The sequence below is a fragment of the Flavobacterium flavipallidum genome (assembly GCF_038289905.1).
GTDB lineage: Bacteria > Bacteroidota > Bacteroidia > Flavobacteriales > Flavobacteriaceae > Flavobacterium > Flavobacterium flavipallidum.
In genome coordinates, this window is sequence record NZ_JBBYHU010000005.1 from 67,237 (window position 1) to 84,840 (window position 17,604).

A 17,604-nucleotide genomic window follows, 5' to 3' on the forward strand; every position below is an offset into this window, starting at 1 on the left:
TCAATTCACCCTTTTCATAATTTATTTTTGATATTTCTTCTTTTTCAAAATATCCGAAGCAGTTTGATAAAACGAAATCGCATCGTTTACTAAATCAATTCTTTTTTCTTTCAATGGTTTTTCGTCATAGTATAATTGAAGATCATTAGCGACACCTTCTTTCGGTTTTAGAATCAAATTATACTGTTTTACCATTTGTTTAGGAGAAAGAATCGTTAAAACATGGTCTTTAATCAATCCTAAATCTTGATAGGTGGCAATTAAAGCTCTTGGCTTATAATCGGCTTTCATAACATCCTGACCAAAGAATTTCGATTGGTAATTAAAGTTCAATAAACCTAAAACAGTTGGCATTAAATCAATTTGCGACATTAATTGGGTATAATGTTTTGGCTCTATAAATCCGGGACTGTAAATCATCGCTGGAATGCGGTATTTGTCTAAAGGAAGTTCCGTTTTTCCGGCACTTGAAGCACAATGATCAGCAACGATAACAAAAACAGTGTTTTTAAACCAAGGTTGTTTTTCGGCCATTTCAAAGAATTTTCTCAAAGAATAATCAGTGTATTTTACACCACCTTTTCTAGATTTAGAATCACTGGGAATATCAATTTTGTTATTTGGATAAGTAAAAGGTCTGTGATTACTTACCGTCATCCAATGATTGAAAAAAGGTATATTTGACTTTGCCTCAGCATTCATAGTTTTGATTGCTTTGTTTGCCATATCCTCATCACAAACGCCCCAAATATTTGCAAAAGTGATTTCCTCAGGAGTGAAAGTTTTTTTATCTACAATATCATAACCATTTCCTGAGAAGAAATCCTGCATATTGTCAAAAAAAGCATCACCGCCATAAAGGTATTTTACCTGATAACCTTTGGATTTAAAAACACTTCCGGTGGAGAATTTATCCTTGTTGTCTTTTCGTTTTACAACACTTTCACCAGCAGTAGGTGGAAGGCATAATGTTACAGCTTCTAGTCCGCGAACCGTTCTGTTTCCTGAAGCGTATAAATTAGTAAACACCAAACTTTTGCTTGCTAAATCGTCTAAAAACGGAGTAATATTATCTTCATTACCATACATTTTCATAAAATCAGCACTATAACTTTCAATAGTAATTAATACTACGTTTTTATGGATTTCAGTACTGTCTGAATGAATGTTTCGGCTGCTTGAAAATCCATGAATATTTGGAATTTGTTTGTCTAATAATGCAAAAGCTTCATTTTTAGGTAAGGTTTTATAAAATTTGAAATAATCCAATTCACTATTCATAAAAGCCAGATAAAAACGGTAAATTCCATTTGCCTGCAATTCATTGGTAAAAACATTGGTTGCATTTTCACTTTTAGCCAAATTTGGCACAGCCCAAAGTGATAATCCAAACAACAATAAATACAAAACCGAGATTTGAATCTTTTCAAAAACCGAAGGGATATTTTCGATGTATATTTTAGATCTTTTAATGATGAAATAACTGATGATTGCTGCCACTAAAAACAATGTAGAAAAGATAGGAACAACAGGATAAGATTCCATGATATTACCAATAACTTCAGTAGTGTAAACCAAATAGTTCACCGCAATGAAGTTGTATTTTACGCCAAATTCATTCCAGAAGAAGAATTCACTAATGGCATTTTGCAGGATTAGAACAACGTATAAGAATAGTACAAATGCAAATAGCCAATACCTGATTTTATCCCTTTTTTTAGGTAAAAATAAAAGCAAACTGAACAAAAGTGTTTTAATTCCAACAAATAGTAACCCTACTTTTTCTAATCCGCCACCATATTCCGTTAGAATTGATTTTCCTGATAAAATATACAAAAATAGCGCTACTAATAATCCTAAATGAATATAACCATAAGGTTTTTGATATTTAGCATTGGAAATAAAAATAAGATATAACCACAAAAAAGCACTGGCTAAAATAAAGACAAAAACATCAGAAACAAGTCCTAATGAAAAAATCTTGACAATTTCTAATCCTGAAAATGAGGATTGAGTGATGGGATGAAAAACAAGTACAATTCGAAGAATAATACTAATAATTACATAAAATAAGCTAAGATTGATAAACGGAGCTAGTTTCTTGGTAAAGAACATATTTGAATTTATTTTTTGGTAAAATTAGTTATTTTGTGTTTATAAACTAAAAATGCTTCAGGTTAATCAACTTAAGTTTTACTTAAGATGTTTTTTTAGCCTTAAATTAGTACTTTTTTTAAATTACATTTGGTTTTATTTTTTGGTTAATTACATCAATAACACGGATATTAAATGCATATTTTAATTGTAGAAGACGAAATAGGAATTATGCAATTTCTTCAGCAGGGATTGGAGGAAGAAGGTTATCAAATTACCACTGCAAATGATGGTGCAAAAGGATTGGAGTTGGTACAAAATAATGCATTTGATTTAATATTATTAGATTGGATGCTGCCTAAAATGACTGGATTAGAACTTTGTAAAGCCATTAGAAATAATGACAAAAAAACACCTGTTTTATTTTTAACTGCCAAAGATACGGTTCAGGAAACAATTGAAGGTTTACAATCTGGGGCGAATGATTATATAAAAAAACCATTCAGTTTTGAGGAATTGGTTGAACGTATTAAAATTCATTTTAGAAATTCTGATGATTCCGAAATTTTAAAATTAGGCTCTATCTCTATTGATTTGCAAAAGCACCTTGTGTTTGTAAATAACAAAGAAATTTCGCTTACGCAACGCGAATTTGAATTGTTAACCTATTTAGTTAAAAACAAAGGAAAAGTTTGCCACCGAAATCAAATTATCGAAGATGTATGGGATATTCATTTTGAATATGATACTGGCGTGATAGATGTTTTTATGAATGCTATTCGCAAAAAATTAAATTTAAAAATAGATGAAGATTATATCAAAACCATTCGTGGTGTAGGTTATATCGCTAATGACTGATGAATTATGAAAAAACTTTCTTTTAAAAACCGTTTGGCTTTTCATTATATTATCACCACTGCATTGTTGATTTTTGTGGTTTTTTTTACTATTTATTCCATTGTAAAATTCAGCGTTTACAATCATTTGAACAATGATATTTTAAAAGAAGTTGAAAATCATCTTAATGAAATTGAAGTTCAGGACAATAATTATCGTTTAATTCATTTGACCGAATGGAATGAAAGAGAACACAATACATTAGATGTAAATCCTGTTTTTATTGAATTCTTGGACAGCCAAAAAAAGATAAAAGGAAAATCACCTAATCTAAAAAACGAATCATTGCATTTTAATTCTGAAATTGAAAACAATCAATTATTTGATTCTAAATTATTGCAAAATAAAATTCGTCAAATTCAGGTTCCTATTTATAATAAAACAAAAATTGTTGGTTATATAATAATCGCTATGTCGCTGGAAGATGCTTCGATAGTACTTCATAATTTATCGCAAACACTTATTATTGTCTATCCTTTAATTTTGTTGTTGCTGTTTTTTATAGCCCGTTTTATCGCTGGTAGAAGTATTAAACCTATTACTTCTATTATAGAAACAGCTGATGTTATTAGCAAAGACAATTTAAAATCCAGAATTGAACTTCCTCAAACAAAAGACGAATTGTATGTGTTGTCACAAACTATCAATAATTTGCTAAACAGAATTGAAACAGTTGTCGAAAGGGAAAAGCAATTTACGTCTGATGCTTCGCATGAATTACGAACGCCACTAACGGTTATTAAAGGAACATTGGAAGTATTAATTCGAAAACCAAGAACTCAGGAAGAATATCAGGAAAAAATCAATTATTGTGTTACCGAAGTTAATCGTCTTAATAATTTGGTAGACCAATTATTAATGCTCGCCCGATTTGAAGACCAAAACCAATCATTAAAAAAAGAAAATCTGGTTTTGAATGCGGTTATTTTTGAGGTTTTATCAAGATTCTCAACTGTAATTAATGCTAAAAACATCAAGATTATTACTGATTTTGATAAGGAATTTACAATTGTATCTGATCAATATTTATTAGCAGTTATCTTGAATAATTTAATTTCAAATGCTTTAAAGTATTCTAATCCAAACGATGTTTTAACTATTCGTTTATCTCAAGAAAACAACAAAGTACAATGTCATATTATTGATACCGGAATAGGAATTGCAACAGCCGATTTACAAAATATTTTCCACCAGTTTTTTCGCTCTAATGCAACTAACCACCCTGAAATTAAAGGAACAGGTTTAGGATTGTCAATTGTTAAAAAATTGACATCCTTGTTAGGAATAGAAATTGAAGTTTCCAGTCAGGAAAATCTAGGTACTCATATTATCTTAAGCATCCCTTAAGGAAAAGCTAATCTTTATCTTTTAATTTTGACTTAAAAATAAAATTTAAAGATGTTGGAGAAAATAATTGCTTTTAGCTTAAAGAATAAACTTATTGTTTTGTTATTTACATTGGGGATTTTTGGATTCGGAATTTTTTCGTTGTTCCAAATTTCAATAGGTGCAGTACCTGATGTAACAAACAATCAGGTTCAGGTAATCACAACCTCTCGTAATCTTTCGACTCAGGATATAGAACAATTTATTACTTATCCGGTTGAAATCGAAATGTCTAATTTGCCAGGTGTAAAAGAAATACGTTCTGTTTCTAAATTTGGTTTGTCGGTTGTAACCATCGTTTTCGAAGATGATTTAGGAACTTATCTACCAAGACAGTTAATCGCTGAAAAAATAAAATCGGCTACCGAAAAAATTCCTGAGGGTTTCGGAACACCAGAAATGGGACCTATAACAACTGGTTTAGGTGAAATTTACCAATACACACTTGAAGTAAAACCTGAATTTAAAAATAATTATTCTGTTACCGATTTAAGAACATTACAGGATTGGGTTATAAAACGCCAACTTTCCGGAATCAAAGGCGTTATCGAAATTAATACCTGGGGAGGTTATTTAAAACAATACGAAATAGCCATTTCGCCAGCACGTTTAAATGCGATGAATATTAGCGTTTCGGATGTTTTTAAAGCTTTGGAAAACAACAACGGAATTGCCGGAGGAGCTTATATTGAAAAAGTAAATCAAAGCTATTTTATTCGTGCCGAAGGAAAAACAAAATCTTTAGAAGATATAGGAAATATTGTAGTTACAAATCAAAATGGTTTACCTATTTTGATTAAAAATGTTGCCGAAATTCGTTTTGGTCACGCCAATCGTTTTGGTGCCATTACCGGAAATGGAGAAGGTGAGAAAGTTTTGGGACAGGTAATGATGCTTAAAGATGCTAATTCAAAACAGGTAATTAACGATGTAAAAGACAGGATTGCTGAAATTCAAAAAAGTTTACCCGAAGGAGTTTATATCAATGGCTTTCTGGAAAGAAGTGAATTGGTAGGTAAAACAACATTTACAGTTGCTGAAAATCTCATTTTAGGTTGTTTAATTGTTGTTTTTGTGGTGGTTTTATTACTTGGAAATTGGCGATCAGGACTAGTTGTGGCATCAGTAATTCCTTTGTGTTTGCTATTTGCAATTTCATTGATGAATATTTTTGGAATTGATGCCAATTTAATGAGTTTAGGGGCTATCGATTTTGGAATTATCATTGACGGAGCTGTAATCATTGTTGAGTTTATTGCTTTTCAAATTGCACATAAATCAAAGCATTTAGTCCATTTATCAGATGAAAATCGCCAACAGGAAATTGATCAGATTACCAATAAAAGTGCTTCCAAAATGATGAATTCGGCGATATTTGGACAATTGATTATTTTGATTGTATTTATTCCTATTTTATCTCTGTCAGGAATCGAAGGAAAAATGTTCAGGCCTATGGCAATGACTTTTAGTTTTGCTTTGGTGGGAGCAATGTTGTTCTGTTTTACTTATGTACCCGTTGTTTCTTCGTTGTTTTTAAAACCAAAAGAAGAAAATCCAGAGTCTTTTTCGAATAAATTAATAGCCAAATTAAATGCTTTTTATTTACCAATAATTCATTGGGCTTTAGCCAATACTAAAAAAGTTTTATACGGAGCACTAGGTTTGTTGACAATGGCGATTATATTATTTTCAACTATGGGAGGTGAATTTATTCCAACCTTGGATGAAGGTGATTTTGTAATTCAACCGGTTTTAAAAACAGGAACTTCTTTGAGTAAAACTATCGAAACAACCACTAAAATGGAAAAAATAATACTCAAAAATTTTCCTGAAGTTGAACAGGTAGTAAGCCGTATAGGTGCAGCCGAAGTTCCTACGGATCCCATGAGTATGGAAGAAAGCGATGTTATTGTGAAGTTAAAACCAAAATCAGAATGGGTTTCGGCTTCCAGTAAAGATGAATTAGCAGATAAAATTAAAGAGGCCATTGAGGAGCAGATTCCAAATATGGAAATCGAATTTACTCAACCCATCGAAATGCGTTTTAACGAGTTGATTTCAGGAACACGTTCGGATGTGGCTGTGAAAATCTTTGGAGAAGATTTAGATATTTTAGCTAAAAAAGCACACGAAATCGAAAAAGCAATTGCTAATATTGAAGGTGCTTCAGATATTATTATCGAAAAAACAGAAGGATTACCACAAATGAGTGTGCAATTTGACCGCTCAAAAATTGCACGTTACGGATTAAATATTGCGGATTTAAATGAATTAATAGCACTGGGTTTTGCCGGAAAAACAGTTGGTAATGTGTTTGAAGGGGAAAAACGTTTTGATATGGTTATCCGATTGGATCAAAATAACCGACATGATATAGATGATTTAAAAAATCTTTATGTTAGCACGCCTTCAGGAACAGAAGTCCCAATGCAGGAATTAGCTAAAATTGAATATACGCAGGGACCCGCTAAAATTTCAAGAGATAATACTAACAGGCGAATTGTTATTGGAATCAATGTTAGAAACCGAGATTTACAAAGTGTAGTTAAGGATATTCAAAAAATTGTTGATACTCAAATCAAGTTGCCTAGTGGTTATTATGTGAAATATGGAGGACAGTTTGAAAATCTTGAAAGTGCTAAAGCTCGCTTGCTTATTGCAGTTCCCATCGCTTTATTTTTAATATTCATATTGCTTTATTTTGCTTTTGACTCTATAAAAGAAGCTTTGATGGTATATTCGGCAATTCCGTTATCAGCAGTAGGTGGAATATTATTTTTATGGATAAGAGATTTGCCTTTTAGTATTTCAGCCGGAGTAGGTTTTATAGCGCTGTTTGGAATTGCAGTACTTAACGGAATTGTTCTAATCGAACATTTTAAAGAATTAAAACATCTGGGAATGAAAAATAAAGACGAATTGATTTTAAAGGGAACAACTGATAGATTACGTCCGGTATTGTTAACCGCAGCTGCCGCAGCCTTAGGTTTCTTTCCAATGGCTGTTTCAGCTTCAGCAGGTGCCGAAGTACAAAGACCATTAGCGACTGTGGTAATTGGAGGCTTGTTTACTGCCACTATTTTGACAATGATTGTGTTACCCGTTTTATATAAAGTATTTGATGGAAAAGAATTTAAAAAACCAAAGTTCAAAAATCATCATGCTAATATGACTATTATTTTATTGCTATTGAGCTCTTCTTTTGCATTTGCTCAAAATAAAACTAATGAATTAGATGGTTTAATTGCAATTGGTATTCAAAATAACAAAGCTTTACAAGCTTCAAAATTGCAAGTGGACAAATGGAAAGAAAATATTAAAAGTGCTTTTACTTTTGAAAAAACTAATATTTATTATAATTATGATCAAAATAACCTAGCTTATAATAACAAAGCTGTTTCAGTAATTGGAGCCCAACAAAGTTTTTTATTTCCTACTGTTTACGCTGCCCAAAAGAAAAGCAATACAGCCGAATATGAAAAGCAACAAGCAGTTTACGAATTAGAGAAAAACAAACTGAGTTTAGAGATTTCTAAGTTGTTTAACCACATTGTGTATTTACAACATCAGGAGATTTTGTATAAACGATTAGATAGTTTGTACCAAAATTTCTCTAAAGCCAGTAATCGACGTTTTGAATTAGGGGAAACCAATTATTTGGAGAAAATTACAGCTATGTCAAAAGCCAGACAAATTGCTTTAAAGCTTTCGCAAATTAGAAATGAAAAAGAAGCTAAGTATGATTTACTTCAGTATAGCATTCAGTCGGATGAGAAAATTAAAATAAATACAAGTGAAATTAAGCCTTTTGATTTATTAAGTGAAGAAAGAAGTAAGGTTGTTTATAACGAATATTTACAGTTAGTTAGGAAAAATCATGTAAATCAAATCAATTTACAAAAACAAAGTTGGTTGCCTGATTTGAATTTAGAATTTTTCAGAGGTTCTAATAAAGGATTGTCACGATCATTAAATGGTTTTCAGGTTGGGATTTCAGTGCCAATTTTGTTTTCTGGAAATGTAGCTAAGGCAAAAGTAGCGCAACTGGAATTGGAAAGTTGGGATGCTCAAATCCAAAATGAAAATCAAAAAATATATGCTTTTGTCGCAGGCAAGAAAAAGGAAATATTAAAATACCAGGATGCTATTAATTATTATGAACAACAGGGTAAAAAACTGGCTAATGAAATTTTAAAAGTAGCCAATAGTAGTTACAAACATGGTGAAATTGATTTTTTTCAATACATCCAAAGCTTGGAAAATGCAACAATAATTGAAGTAGAACATTTAGACAATATACTTCGATTTAACCAAACGCAATTAGATTACCAATACTTAAATTTTTAAATAAATTCTAATGAAAAAAATACTTAGCTTACTAGCTTTATCAATAGTTCTGTTTTCTTGTAAAGAAACCAAAACCGAAGAAACTCTTGTTGTAGACTCTGACTTAATTACAGTCACTCCAACACAGTTTAAATCGGCAGGAATGCTCATTGCAAGTCCAAAGCAACAAACTTTTGATGTTACTGTTAAAGTGACCGGAAAGGTTGATGTTCCTCCACAAAACCGTGCTCAAATCACTTCATTTGTTGGGGGGTATGTAAAGTCAACACAATTATTAGTTGGAGACAAAGTTGTAAAAGGTCAGCCTTTGTTAACACTTGAAAACACAGAGTTTTTAGATGTTCAAAAAGAATACCTGGAAGTGGCAGAACAAATTAATTATTTGAAATCCGAATACCTTCGTCAAAAGACATTATTTGATGAAAAAATTACTTCTCAAAAGAATTATTTGAAAGCCGAAAGTGATTACCGCCGGGCAAAGGGAATGCATCAGAGTTTGAAAGAAAAACTAAAACTTTTAAATATCAATCCGACTAATGTTGAAAAAGGAAAATTATCTTCAGTAGTGACTATTTATGCGCCAATTTCGGGTGATATTGTGGTGATGAATGCGCATTTAGGAATGCATATCAATCCTTCTGATGTTATTTTAGAGATTATACAAACGGATCATTTGCATTTAGAATTAGCTGTTTTTGAAAAAGATATTTTGAAAATAAAGAAAGAACAGGATGTTTTATTTACAGTTCCGGAGGCTTCTAAAGAAGTTTTTAATGCTAAAGTTCATTTAGTTGGAAAATCAATTGAAGGCAACGACAGAACGATAAATGTTCATGCGCATTTAGATGATAAAATCAAACAGCGTTTGTTAACAGGAATGTTTGTTGAAGCCAATATTATTGTTGATGCTAAAAAAGCTTTGGCAATTCCAAAAGATGCTTTATTGAATGAAGAAAACAAAAATTTCGTACTTTTATTAAGTAATAACAAAGATGGTAATTATATTTTTAAGAAAGTAGCGGTTGCTATTGGAGCAGTATCAGAAGACTATATAGAGCTTATTCCTAACTCTCAAATCAATGGGAATTCTAAAATTTTGACAAAAGGAGCTTATGATTTAGCAAATTAAATTTTGCTTAGATATTATGAAAAATAGTAATTTTTAAAATCAATAATTATGAATGACGCACATTTACACATGATTGTAAACCATTTTCCTATTGTTGGAACTATTTTGGGATTGTTGGTTTTGATGGGAGGAATTTATTTTAGAAGCAATTCTATAAAAAACACTTCTTATTTTTTATTTATCATAGCAACTGTTTTTACCGTTTTTAGTATGGCAACTGGTGAAGGTGCCGAGGAACTTGTTGAAGACATGCCTAACATAGGCCATGAAATCATACATAATCATGAAGAACTGGCTGAAAAATTAGCAATTATCATGTATTTATTAGGTGTAGTTTCGGTTATTGGTTTGATTAGCAATATTAGAAATCATCCTAAAGCCAAGTTCTTTTCTTATGCAATAGCTGTCATTGCAATAGTTGCAGTTTTGTTATCTTCAAAAGTAGGTACTTCAGGTGGTGAAATCCATCATACTGAAATTCGTCCTGATTCAGTTATAGCCAACAGTACTATTAAAGATACTGAAACAACGATGGATAAAGATTGAAGCTTTTTTAAGCTTTTAAGAATTTAGTTAAATTAAAAATTTGCTTGTAACTATTTTATAATATATATTTGCATCACAAAAAAAACAAGATTAATAAAAATCATAATGTTATCAAATCAATTGCATCATCATCATTTACATTATTGCTCTCAAGCGATGTGTTAATGGTATGCGTGTAAGTCATCATATTTATAAACCCGTTTGAGTACATCAAACGGGTTTTTCATTGTGTGTTAAGTCCTTTGTTGTACGCAAACACATTCAAAAACATAAAAAAACAAAACAATGGGTACATTAAAAATTGCAATTCAAAAATCAGGAAGATTAAACGAAGACAGTATTCAAATTCTTAAAGATGCCGGAATTTCTATCAACAATGGGATCGATCAGTTAAAAGCGGAAGCTTCTAATTTTCCGTTAGAAGTACTGTATTTACGTAACTCTGATATTCCTCAATACTTGATCGATGGAGTAGTAGATATTGCTATTGTAGGTGATAATTTATTGGTTGAAAAAGGAAAAAACATTGAAGTAATCCAAAAATTAGGATTTTCAAAATGTAAAGTTTCGGTTGCTGTTCCTAAAACTTTTGAATATAATTCAGTAAAAGATTTAGATGGTTTACGTGTTGCAACTTCTTATCCAAACACTGTAATTGAGTTTTTTAACAAATTTGGAATGACGGTAGATATTCATCAAATTTCAGGTTCGGTAGAAATTGCACCTAATATTGGTTTGGCTGATGCTATTGTAGATATTGTTTCTAGCGGAAGTACTTTGTTTAAAAACAACCTTAAAGAGGTTGAAGTAATTTTGAAAAGTGAAGCAGTTTTAGCTGTTTCTCCAAAAGTTTCTGCTGAAACTCAAAAAATCATTGATACGCTAAAATTTAGAATAGATGCTGTTTTAAGAGCTAGAAAATCAAAATATATTTTGATGAACGTACCAAACGATAAAATTGAAGACGTAAGTAATATTTTGCCTGTATTAAGAAGTGCAACTGTTATGCCGTTAGCTCAAGAAGGCTGGAGTAGTGTACATACAGTAATTGATAAAGATACTTTCTGGGAAGTAATTGACCAATTAAAAGCAGCAGGTGCCGAAGGAATTTTGGTTTGCCCAATTGAGAAAATGGTACTTTAGAATTTTAAATTTCAAAATTGAAAGCCCAAATTCCAAATTTGCTAAAGATTGGAATTTGGAGTTTTAAAAAATTGGAATTTATTTTAAATAATAAGTGATGAATAAAATATATAATCCAACACCGGATACCTGGGTTTCTATTTTAGAAAGACCTACGAAAACGGTAAACGATATAGAGGCAACAGTAAAAGAAATTTTTGCTGCTGTTCAAAAAGATGGTGATGTGGCTGTGGCCAAATATACAACTCAGTTTGATGGCGTATATTTTGAAAATAGCGAAGTTACTGCTGCTGAAATTGAAGTTGCTATTAATACTATTTCTGACGAATTAAAAGCTGCGATTTCTTTGGCAAAAGCTAATGTAGAAACATTTCATCAGGTACAAAAAACATCTCGAGTTTCTGTTGAAACTGCTGAAGGAGTACAATGCTGGCAGGAAAAAAGACCAATTCAAAAAGTAGGTTTGTACATTCCTGGAGGAACAGCACCTCTATTTTCTACGGTTTTAATGCTGGCTGTTCCTGCTAAAATTGCAGGTTGTAACGAAATTGTTTTGTGTTCGCCACCGGATAAAAACGGAAATATTAATCCAGCGATTTTGTATGCTGCCAATTTATGTGGTGTAACTAAAATTATTAAAGTAGGAGGAATTCAAGCTATTGCCGGAATGACTTTTGGTACAAAGGCAATTCCAAAAGTGTATAAGATTTTTGGACCTGGAAACCAATATGTAACCGTAGCTAAACAATTAGCAACTCAATTTGGAGTAGCTATCGACATGCCGGCTGGACCATCTGAATTATTAGTCGTTGCAGATGATACTGCTGTACCGGCTTTCGTGGCCTCTGATTTATTATCTCAGGCAGAGCATGGAACTGATAGTCAGGTAATTTTGGTGTCTACATCTAAAGCTATGATTGATGCTGTAGAAAGCGAAATTCAATCGCAATTAGAAGTGTTACCACGTAAAGCCATTGCTGAAAAAGCCATTGCTAATTCGAAATTAATTTATGTTGAAAACGATGAAATTGCATTGGAATTAATTGATGAATATGGTCCGGAACATTTTATTATTTGTGTACAGGATGAAGACTTTTACGTGAATAATATCGGAAATGCAGGTTCGGTATTTATAGGGAATTATACTCCTGAAAGTGCTGGGGATTACGCATCAGGAACCAATCATACTTTGCCAACGAATGGTTATGCCAAAAATTATTCAGGAGTAAATTTGGATAGTTTTATGAAATCAATGACATTCCAGAAAATTTCTGAAAAAGGAATTCAAAACATTGGAAAAGCTATTGAAATTATGGCAGAAGCTGAGGGTTTACAAGCGCATAAGAATGCGGTGACTTTGAGATTGAAAAGTTTAGAATAAGAAGCAAGAGACAAGAAGCAAGAAGTAAGAGAAGAAAAATATAGATTTCGTATAGAAGTCTTTCCTCTTGTTTCTTTCTTCTTTTCTCTAAAAATGAAAAACAATGAAAAATTTCGATATAAATACACTTATCCGTGACAACGTAAAGGTTTTAAAACCTTATTCATCGGCTCGTGATGAATTTGAAGATTTTGATACTGCCGAAATGGTATTTTTGGATGCCAATGAAAACCCATATCAAAACGGGGTAAACCGTTATCCTGATCCACAACAAGCTAATGTTAAAGTAGCCTTGGGACAAATTAAAAACCTAAAACCACAACAAATTCTTTTAGGTAACGGTAGTGATGAAGTTTTGGATTTGCTATTCAGAGCTTTTTGTGAACCTAAAGTTGACAATGTAATTACTTTGCCGCCTACTTACGGTATGTACGGTGTTTTGGCCAACATCAATAATGTGCAAAACAAAGAGATTTTATTGACTGCCGATTATCAACCACAAGTCGATAAAATTCTAGAAGCGGTAACGCCTACAACCAAATTGATCTTTTTGTGCTCGCCAAATAACCCAACAGGAAATTCATTTACTACCGAAAGTGTTACTACTTTATTGGAAAATTTCAATGGTTTTGTAGTGATTGACGAAGCCTATATTGATTTTTCGGATAAGGCAAGCTGGTTGGAAAAATTAGATCAATATCCTAATTTAATTATCACACAAACCTTGTCAAAAGCTTATGGTTTGGCAGGAATTCGTTTGGGAATTTGCTATGCTTCTGCTGATGTAATTGCTGTTTTAAACAAAATCAAACCGCCTTATAACGTAAACGAATTGACACAGCAACGTGCGTTGGAAAGATTAAGCGATCAGGAAAAAATAAACAGAGAAATAAGCTCGATTTTGGAGGAAAGAGATACTTTATTAGATGTTTTAAACAAAGTGTCTTTTGTAGAGAAAATTTATCCTACTGAAGCTAATTTTATCCTAATAAAAGTTGATGACGCTAACAAACGTTATGACGAATTAATAGCTAAAGGAATCGTTATTAGAAACAGAACCACACAGCCGCTTTGTGAAAATACTTTGCGTTTGACTGTTGGAACTTCTGAGGAGAATAAGAAATTGATGGAAGCTTTACAATCGATTTAAACACAAATTCCACAAATTAGCACAAATTTTTAAAAGTAGTCGTAGTAAAAAATAGAGTAGTAAAACCCCAAAAGAAATAGAATTTAAGCAATTTAGAATTTGTGAAAATCTATGGAATTTGTGTTTTAAAAAATATAAAAAATGAAAAAAGTACTTTTTATAGATCGTGACGGAACGATTGTTTTAGAACCGGAAGGATATCAATTAGACAGCTTGGAGAAATTAGAGTTTTTTCCAAAAGCATTTCAATATTTGGCAAAAATTGCTAACGAATTGGATTATGAATTAGCTATGGTTACTAACCAAGATGGATTAGGAACTGATTCTTTTCCGGAAGAAACCTTTTGGCCTACACAAAATTTCATTTTAAAAGCATTCCAAAACGAAGGTGTTTTGTTTGATGATATTTTCATTGATCGTTCCTTCCCTGAGGATAATGCACCTACTCGCAAACCACGTACCGGAATGTTGACTAAATACATCGATAATCCAAATTACGATTTGGCTAATTCTTTTGTTTTAGGAGATAGAATTACCGATGTAGAATTAGCTAAAAATTTAGGAGCAAAAGCCATTTTCTTAAAACAAGAAGACGGTTTAGGTGGAAGCGAAACTTCTGTAGCGCATAATGAATTGGAAGATACGATTGTTTTGCAAACTGTTGATTGGAAAAAAATCTATGAGTTTTTAAAATTAGAAGCTCGTACCGCTTCCATTACAAGAAAAACGCACGAAACAGATATTTATATCAAATTAAATCTGGACGGAACAGGAAAAAGCAACATCGATACCGGAATTGCTTTTTTTGACCATATGTTGGATCAAATTTCCCGTCACGGACAAATGGACTTGGATATCAAAGTAAAAGGTGATTTAGAAGTAGATGAACACCACACTATCGAAGATACTGCGATTGCTTTAGGTGAAGTTTATGCGAAAGCCTTAGGAAATAAATTAGGTATTGAGCGTTACGGATTCTGCTTACCAATGGACGATTGTCTGGCACAGGTAGCTATTGATTTTGGAGGAAGAAACTGGTTGATTTGGGAAACCGAATTCAAACGTGAAATGGTTGGAAAAATGCCAACAGAGATGTTTTTCCATTTTTTCAAATCCTTCTCTGATGGGGCCAAAGCAAACATCAACATCAAAGCCGAAGGCGATAACGAACACCACAAGATTGAAGCTATCTTTAAAGCTTTTGCGAAAGCGATAAAAGTAGCCGTAAAACGTGACACCGAAAAAATGATTTTACCTTCAACGAAAGGAATGTTGTAAAATATAGTTAGAAGTTAGAAATGGGAGTTTAGAAACTTCCCACTTCTAACTCCTGACTTCTAACTTAAAGTAATGAAAATAGTAATTATCAATTACGGAGCAGGAAATATTCAAAGTATTCTATTTGCAATAGAAAGATTAGGTTATACTGCTGTGTTGACCAATAATCCTGACGAAATTAAAGCGGCAGACAAGGTGATTTTTCCTGGTGTAGGAGAGGCGAGTTATGCCATGAAAATGCTTAAAGAAAGTGGATTGGACACTTTGATTCCTACTTTGAAGCAACCTGTTTTAGGTATTTGCTTAGGAATGCAATTGATGTGTAATCATACTGAAGAAGGCGATACGAAAGGATTGGGGATTTTTGATGTAGATGTGATAAAGTTTTCACCCAAGGTAAAAGTGCCTCAAATGGGATGGAATACAATTTATGATTTAAAATCGGATTTATTTAAAGATGTAGCCGAGAAAGAATATATGTATTTAGTGCATAGTTTTTATGCGCCAATGTGCAAAGAAACTATTGCGACTACTGATTATGAAGTGCCTTATTCTTCAGCTTTGGAAAATAAAAATTTCTTTGGTACACAATTCCACCCTGAAAAGAGCGGTGATGTCGGAGAGCAAATTCTAAAAAACTTTTTACTTCTAACTTCTAACTTCTAACTTTAATATGAGAATAATACCAGCTATAGACATCATCGACGGAAAATGTGTGCGTTTGTCCAAAGGCGATTACAATACTAAAATAATTTACAACGAAAATCCGCTTGAAGTAGCCAAAGAATTTGAGGCGCACGGAATCGAATATTTGCATTTAGTAGATTTAGACGGAGCTAAATCAAGCAAGATAATCAACTATAAAATTTTAGAGCAAATTGCAACCCAAACCAGTTTGAAAATTGATTTTGGTGGTGGATTAAAAGCGGATTCTGATTTAAAAATTGCTTTTGAAAGTGGTGCAAACCAAATTACAGGAGGAAGTATTGCGGTAAAAAATCGTGCTGTTTTTGAAAAATGGATTGCTGAATATGGTTCGGATAAAATCATTTTAGGAGCTGATGCCAATAACGAAAAAGTAGCCGTTTCGGGTTGGTTAGAAGATTCAAATGAAGATTTGGTTCCGTTTATCCAAGATTACCAATCAAAAGGAATTGAGTACGTAATTTGTACAGATATTGCTAAAGACGGCATGTTACAAGGACCAAGTTTTGATTTATATTCTAAAATTCTGGATCAGGCCAAAGGTTTAAAATTAATTGCTTCAGGTGGAATTTCTACTTTTGATGAATTGCCTAAATTAGCTAAATTAGGTTGCGAAGGAACCATCATCGGGAAAGCAATTTACGAAGGAAGAATTACTTTGAAACAATTAGAGAATTATATTTTAGAAGTTAAAAGTTAAGTGTTAAGCGTATAGACGAATTAACTCATAACCCATAACTCATAACTGAAAGAAAATGTTAACAAAAAGAATAGTCCCTTGCCTGGATATTAAAAATGGGAGAACAGTAAAAGGCGTTAATTTTGTAGATTTGCGCGATGCGGGAGATCCAGTGGAATTAGCTAAAATTTATTCGGATGAAGGTGCTGATGAATTAGTGTTTTTGGATATTTCGGCAACAGAGGAACGAAGAAGAACTTTGGTTGATTTGGTTCGAAAAGTAGCGGCAACGATCAATATTCCGTTTACGGTTGGTGGTGGAATTTCGGCTGTTGAAGACGTTGAAGTTTTATTGCAAAATGGAGCCGATAAAGTTTCTATCAATTCTTCGGCAGTTAAAAACCCACAGTTGATTAATGATTTGGCTCAGAAATTTGGAAGTCAATGTGTCGTTGTGGCCATTGATGCCAAGCAAATTGATGGAGAATGGATAGTGCATTTAGTTGGTGGAAAAGTACCTACCGAGATTAAATTATTTGATTGGGCAAAAGAAGTGGAGCAACGTGGTGCAGGTGAAATTTTGTTTACCTCGATGGATAATGACGGAACCAAAAATGGTTTTGCTAATGAAGCTTTAGCACATTTATCCTCTTTAGTGAATATTCCAATTATTGCATCGGGCGGAGCAGGGAATATGCAACATTTTGTTGATACCTTTGTAGAAGGTAAAGCAGATGCCGCCTTGGCTGCAAGTGTTTTTCATTTTAAAGAAATTGAAATCAAAACCTTGAAAAGGAAATTGAAAGATAATAATATAGAAGTCAGATTATAGAACATAGAAAAAAGAGAAAAGAAGCTAGATTATTTTA

13 protein-coding genes are annotated in these 17,604 nt (G+C 32.5%); 12 read left to right on the plus strand and 1 reads right to left on the minus strand.

Going from position 1 to position 17,604, the window contains the following annotated elements; translation table 11 throughout:
- Positions 1–21 precede the first annotated feature (21 nt).
- The gene (locus AAEO59_RS04180) at positions 22–2,115 is read right to left on the minus strand and encodes an LTA synthase family protein (protein WP_341699485.1); all 2,094 of its coding nucleotides are present in this window, start codon (positions 2,113–2,115) and stop codon (positions 22–24) included.
- Positions 2,116–2,289: 174 nt separating this feature from the next.
- Between AAEO59_RS04180 and AAEO59_RS04185 the strand changes: the two genes are divergently transcribed.
- The 12 genes from AAEO59_RS04185 to hisF all read left to right on the plus strand — a co-directional run bounded on the left by AAEO59_RS04185 (position 2,290) and on the right by hisF (position 17,567).
- Positions 2,290–2,952 carry a response regulator transcription factor gene (locus AAEO59_RS04185; RefSeq protein ID WP_341699486.1) on the plus strand — a complete coding sequence of 221 codons (663 nt, stop codon included), beginning with the start codon at positions 2,290–2,292 and terminating at the stop codon, positions 2,950–2,952.
- 6 nt (positions 2,953–2,958) lie between these two features.
- Complete coding sequence (locus tag AAEO59_RS04190; protein ID WP_341699487.1) at positions 2,959–4,338, plus strand: sensor histidine kinase; 1,380 nt, start codon at positions 2,959–2,961, stop codon at positions 4,336–4,338.
- Positions 4,339–4,389: 51 nt separating this feature from the next.
- On the plus strand, positions 4,390–8,724 hold the full coding sequence (locus AAEO59_RS04195; protein ID WP_341699488.1) for a CusA/CzcA family heavy metal efflux RND transporter: 4,335 nt from the start codon (positions 4,390–4,392) through the stop codon (positions 8,722–8,724).
- A gap of 10 nt (positions 8,725–8,734) precedes the next feature.
- Entirely contained in the window at positions 8,735–9,853 is a 1,119-nt protein-coding gene (locus AAEO59_RS04200) for an efflux RND transporter periplasmic adaptor subunit (RefSeq protein WP_341699489.1), read from the plus strand.
- 48 nt (positions 9,854–9,901) lie between these two features.
- The gene (locus AAEO59_RS04205) at positions 9,902–10,399 is read left to right on the plus strand and encodes a hypothetical protein (protein WP_341699490.1); all 498 of its coding nucleotides are present in this window, start codon (positions 9,902–9,904) and stop codon (positions 10,397–10,399) included.
- A 285-nt stretch (positions 10,400–10,684) separates the two neighbouring features.
- Entirely contained in the window at positions 10,685–11,542 is an 858-nt protein-coding gene (hisG, locus tag AAEO59_RS04210) for an ATP phosphoribosyltransferase (protein ID WP_341699491.1), read from the plus strand.
- A gap of 97 nt (positions 11,543–11,639) precedes the next feature.
- The gene (gene hisD, locus AAEO59_RS04215; RefSeq protein ID WP_341699492.1) at positions 11,640–12,923 is read left to right on the plus strand and encodes a histidinol dehydrogenase; all 1,284 of its coding nucleotides are present in this window, start codon (positions 11,640–11,642) and stop codon (positions 12,921–12,923) included.
- Positions 12,924–13,026: 103 nt separating this feature from the next.
- Complete coding sequence (hisC, locus tag AAEO59_RS04220) at positions 13,027–14,073, plus strand: histidinol-phosphate transaminase (protein ID WP_341699493.1); 1,047 nt, start codon at positions 13,027–13,029, stop codon at positions 14,071–14,073.
- 141 nt (positions 14,074–14,214) lie between these two features.
- Positions 14,215–15,351, plus strand: a complete 1,137-nt coding sequence (gene hisB, locus AAEO59_RS04225; RefSeq protein WP_341699494.1) for a bifunctional histidinol-phosphatase/imidazoleglycerol-phosphate dehydratase HisB — start codon at positions 14,215–14,217, stop codon at positions 15,349–15,351.
- Positions 15,352–15,423: 72 nt separating this feature from the next.
- On the plus strand, positions 15,424–16,017 hold the full coding sequence (gene hisH, locus AAEO59_RS04230) for an imidazole glycerol phosphate synthase subunit HisH (protein WP_341699495.1): 594 nt from the start codon (positions 15,424–15,426) through the stop codon (positions 16,015–16,017).
- Positions 16,018–16,024: 7 nt separating this feature from the next.
- The gene (hisA, locus tag AAEO59_RS04235) at positions 16,025–16,756 is read left to right on the plus strand and encodes a 1-(5-phosphoribosyl)-5-[(5-phosphoribosylamino)methylideneamino]imidazole-4-carboxamide isomerase (RefSeq protein ID WP_341699496.1); all 732 of its coding nucleotides are present in this window, start codon (positions 16,025–16,027) and stop codon (positions 16,754–16,756) included.
- 55 nt (positions 16,757–16,811) lie between these two features.
- On the plus strand, positions 16,812–17,567 hold the full coding sequence (gene hisF, locus AAEO59_RS04240) for an imidazole glycerol phosphate synthase subunit HisF (protein ID WP_341699497.1): 756 nt from the start codon (positions 16,812–16,814) through the stop codon (positions 17,565–17,567).
- Positions 17,568–17,604: the final 37 nt, after the last annotated feature.

Bases quoted from the DNA above. Each gene is read 5' to 3' on its own strand.
- AAEO59_RS04180 (WP_341699485.1), bottom strand. From the start codon at position 2,115: ATGTTCTTTACCAAGAAACTAGCTCCGTTTATCAATCTTAGCTTATTT.
- AAEO59_RS04185 (WP_341699486.1), top strand. From the start codon at position 2,290: ATGCATATTTTAATTGTAGAAGACGAAATAGGAATTATGCAATTTCTT.
- AAEO59_RS04190 (WP_341699487.1), top strand. From the start codon at position 2,959: ATGAAAAAACTTTCTTTTAAAAACCGTTTGGCTTTTCATTATATTATC.
- AAEO59_RS04195 (WP_341699488.1), top strand. From the start codon at position 4,390: ATGTTGGAGAAAATAATTGCTTTTAGCTTAAAGAATAAACTTATTGTT.
- AAEO59_RS04200 (WP_341699489.1), top strand. From the start codon at position 8,735: ATGAAAAAAATACTTAGCTTACTAGCTTTATCAATAGTTCTGTTTTCT.
- AAEO59_RS04205 (WP_341699490.1), top strand. From the start codon at position 9,902: ATGAATGACGCACATTTACACATGATTGTAAACCATTTTCCTATTGTT.
- hisG (WP_341699491.1), top strand. From the start codon at position 10,685: ATGGGTACATTAAAAATTGCAATTCAAAAATCAGGAAGATTAAACGAA.
- hisD (WP_341699492.1), top strand. From the start codon at position 11,640: ATGAATAAAATATATAATCCAACACCGGATACCTGGGTTTCTATTTTA.
- hisC (WP_341699493.1), top strand. From the start codon at position 13,027: ATGAAAAATTTCGATATAAATACACTTATCCGTGACAACGTAAAGGTT.
- hisB (WP_341699494.1), top strand. From the start codon at position 14,215: ATGAAAAAAGTACTTTTTATAGATCGTGACGGAACGATTGTTTTAGAA.
- hisH (WP_341699495.1), top strand. From the start codon at position 15,424: ATGAAAATAGTAATTATCAATTACGGAGCAGGAAATATTCAAAGTATT.
- hisA (WP_341699496.1), top strand. From the start codon at position 16,025: ATGAGAATAATACCAGCTATAGACATCATCGACGGAAAATGTGTGCGT.
- hisF (WP_341699497.1), top strand. From the start codon at position 16,812: ATGTTAACAAAAAGAATAGTCCCTTGCCTGGATATTAAAAATGGGAGA.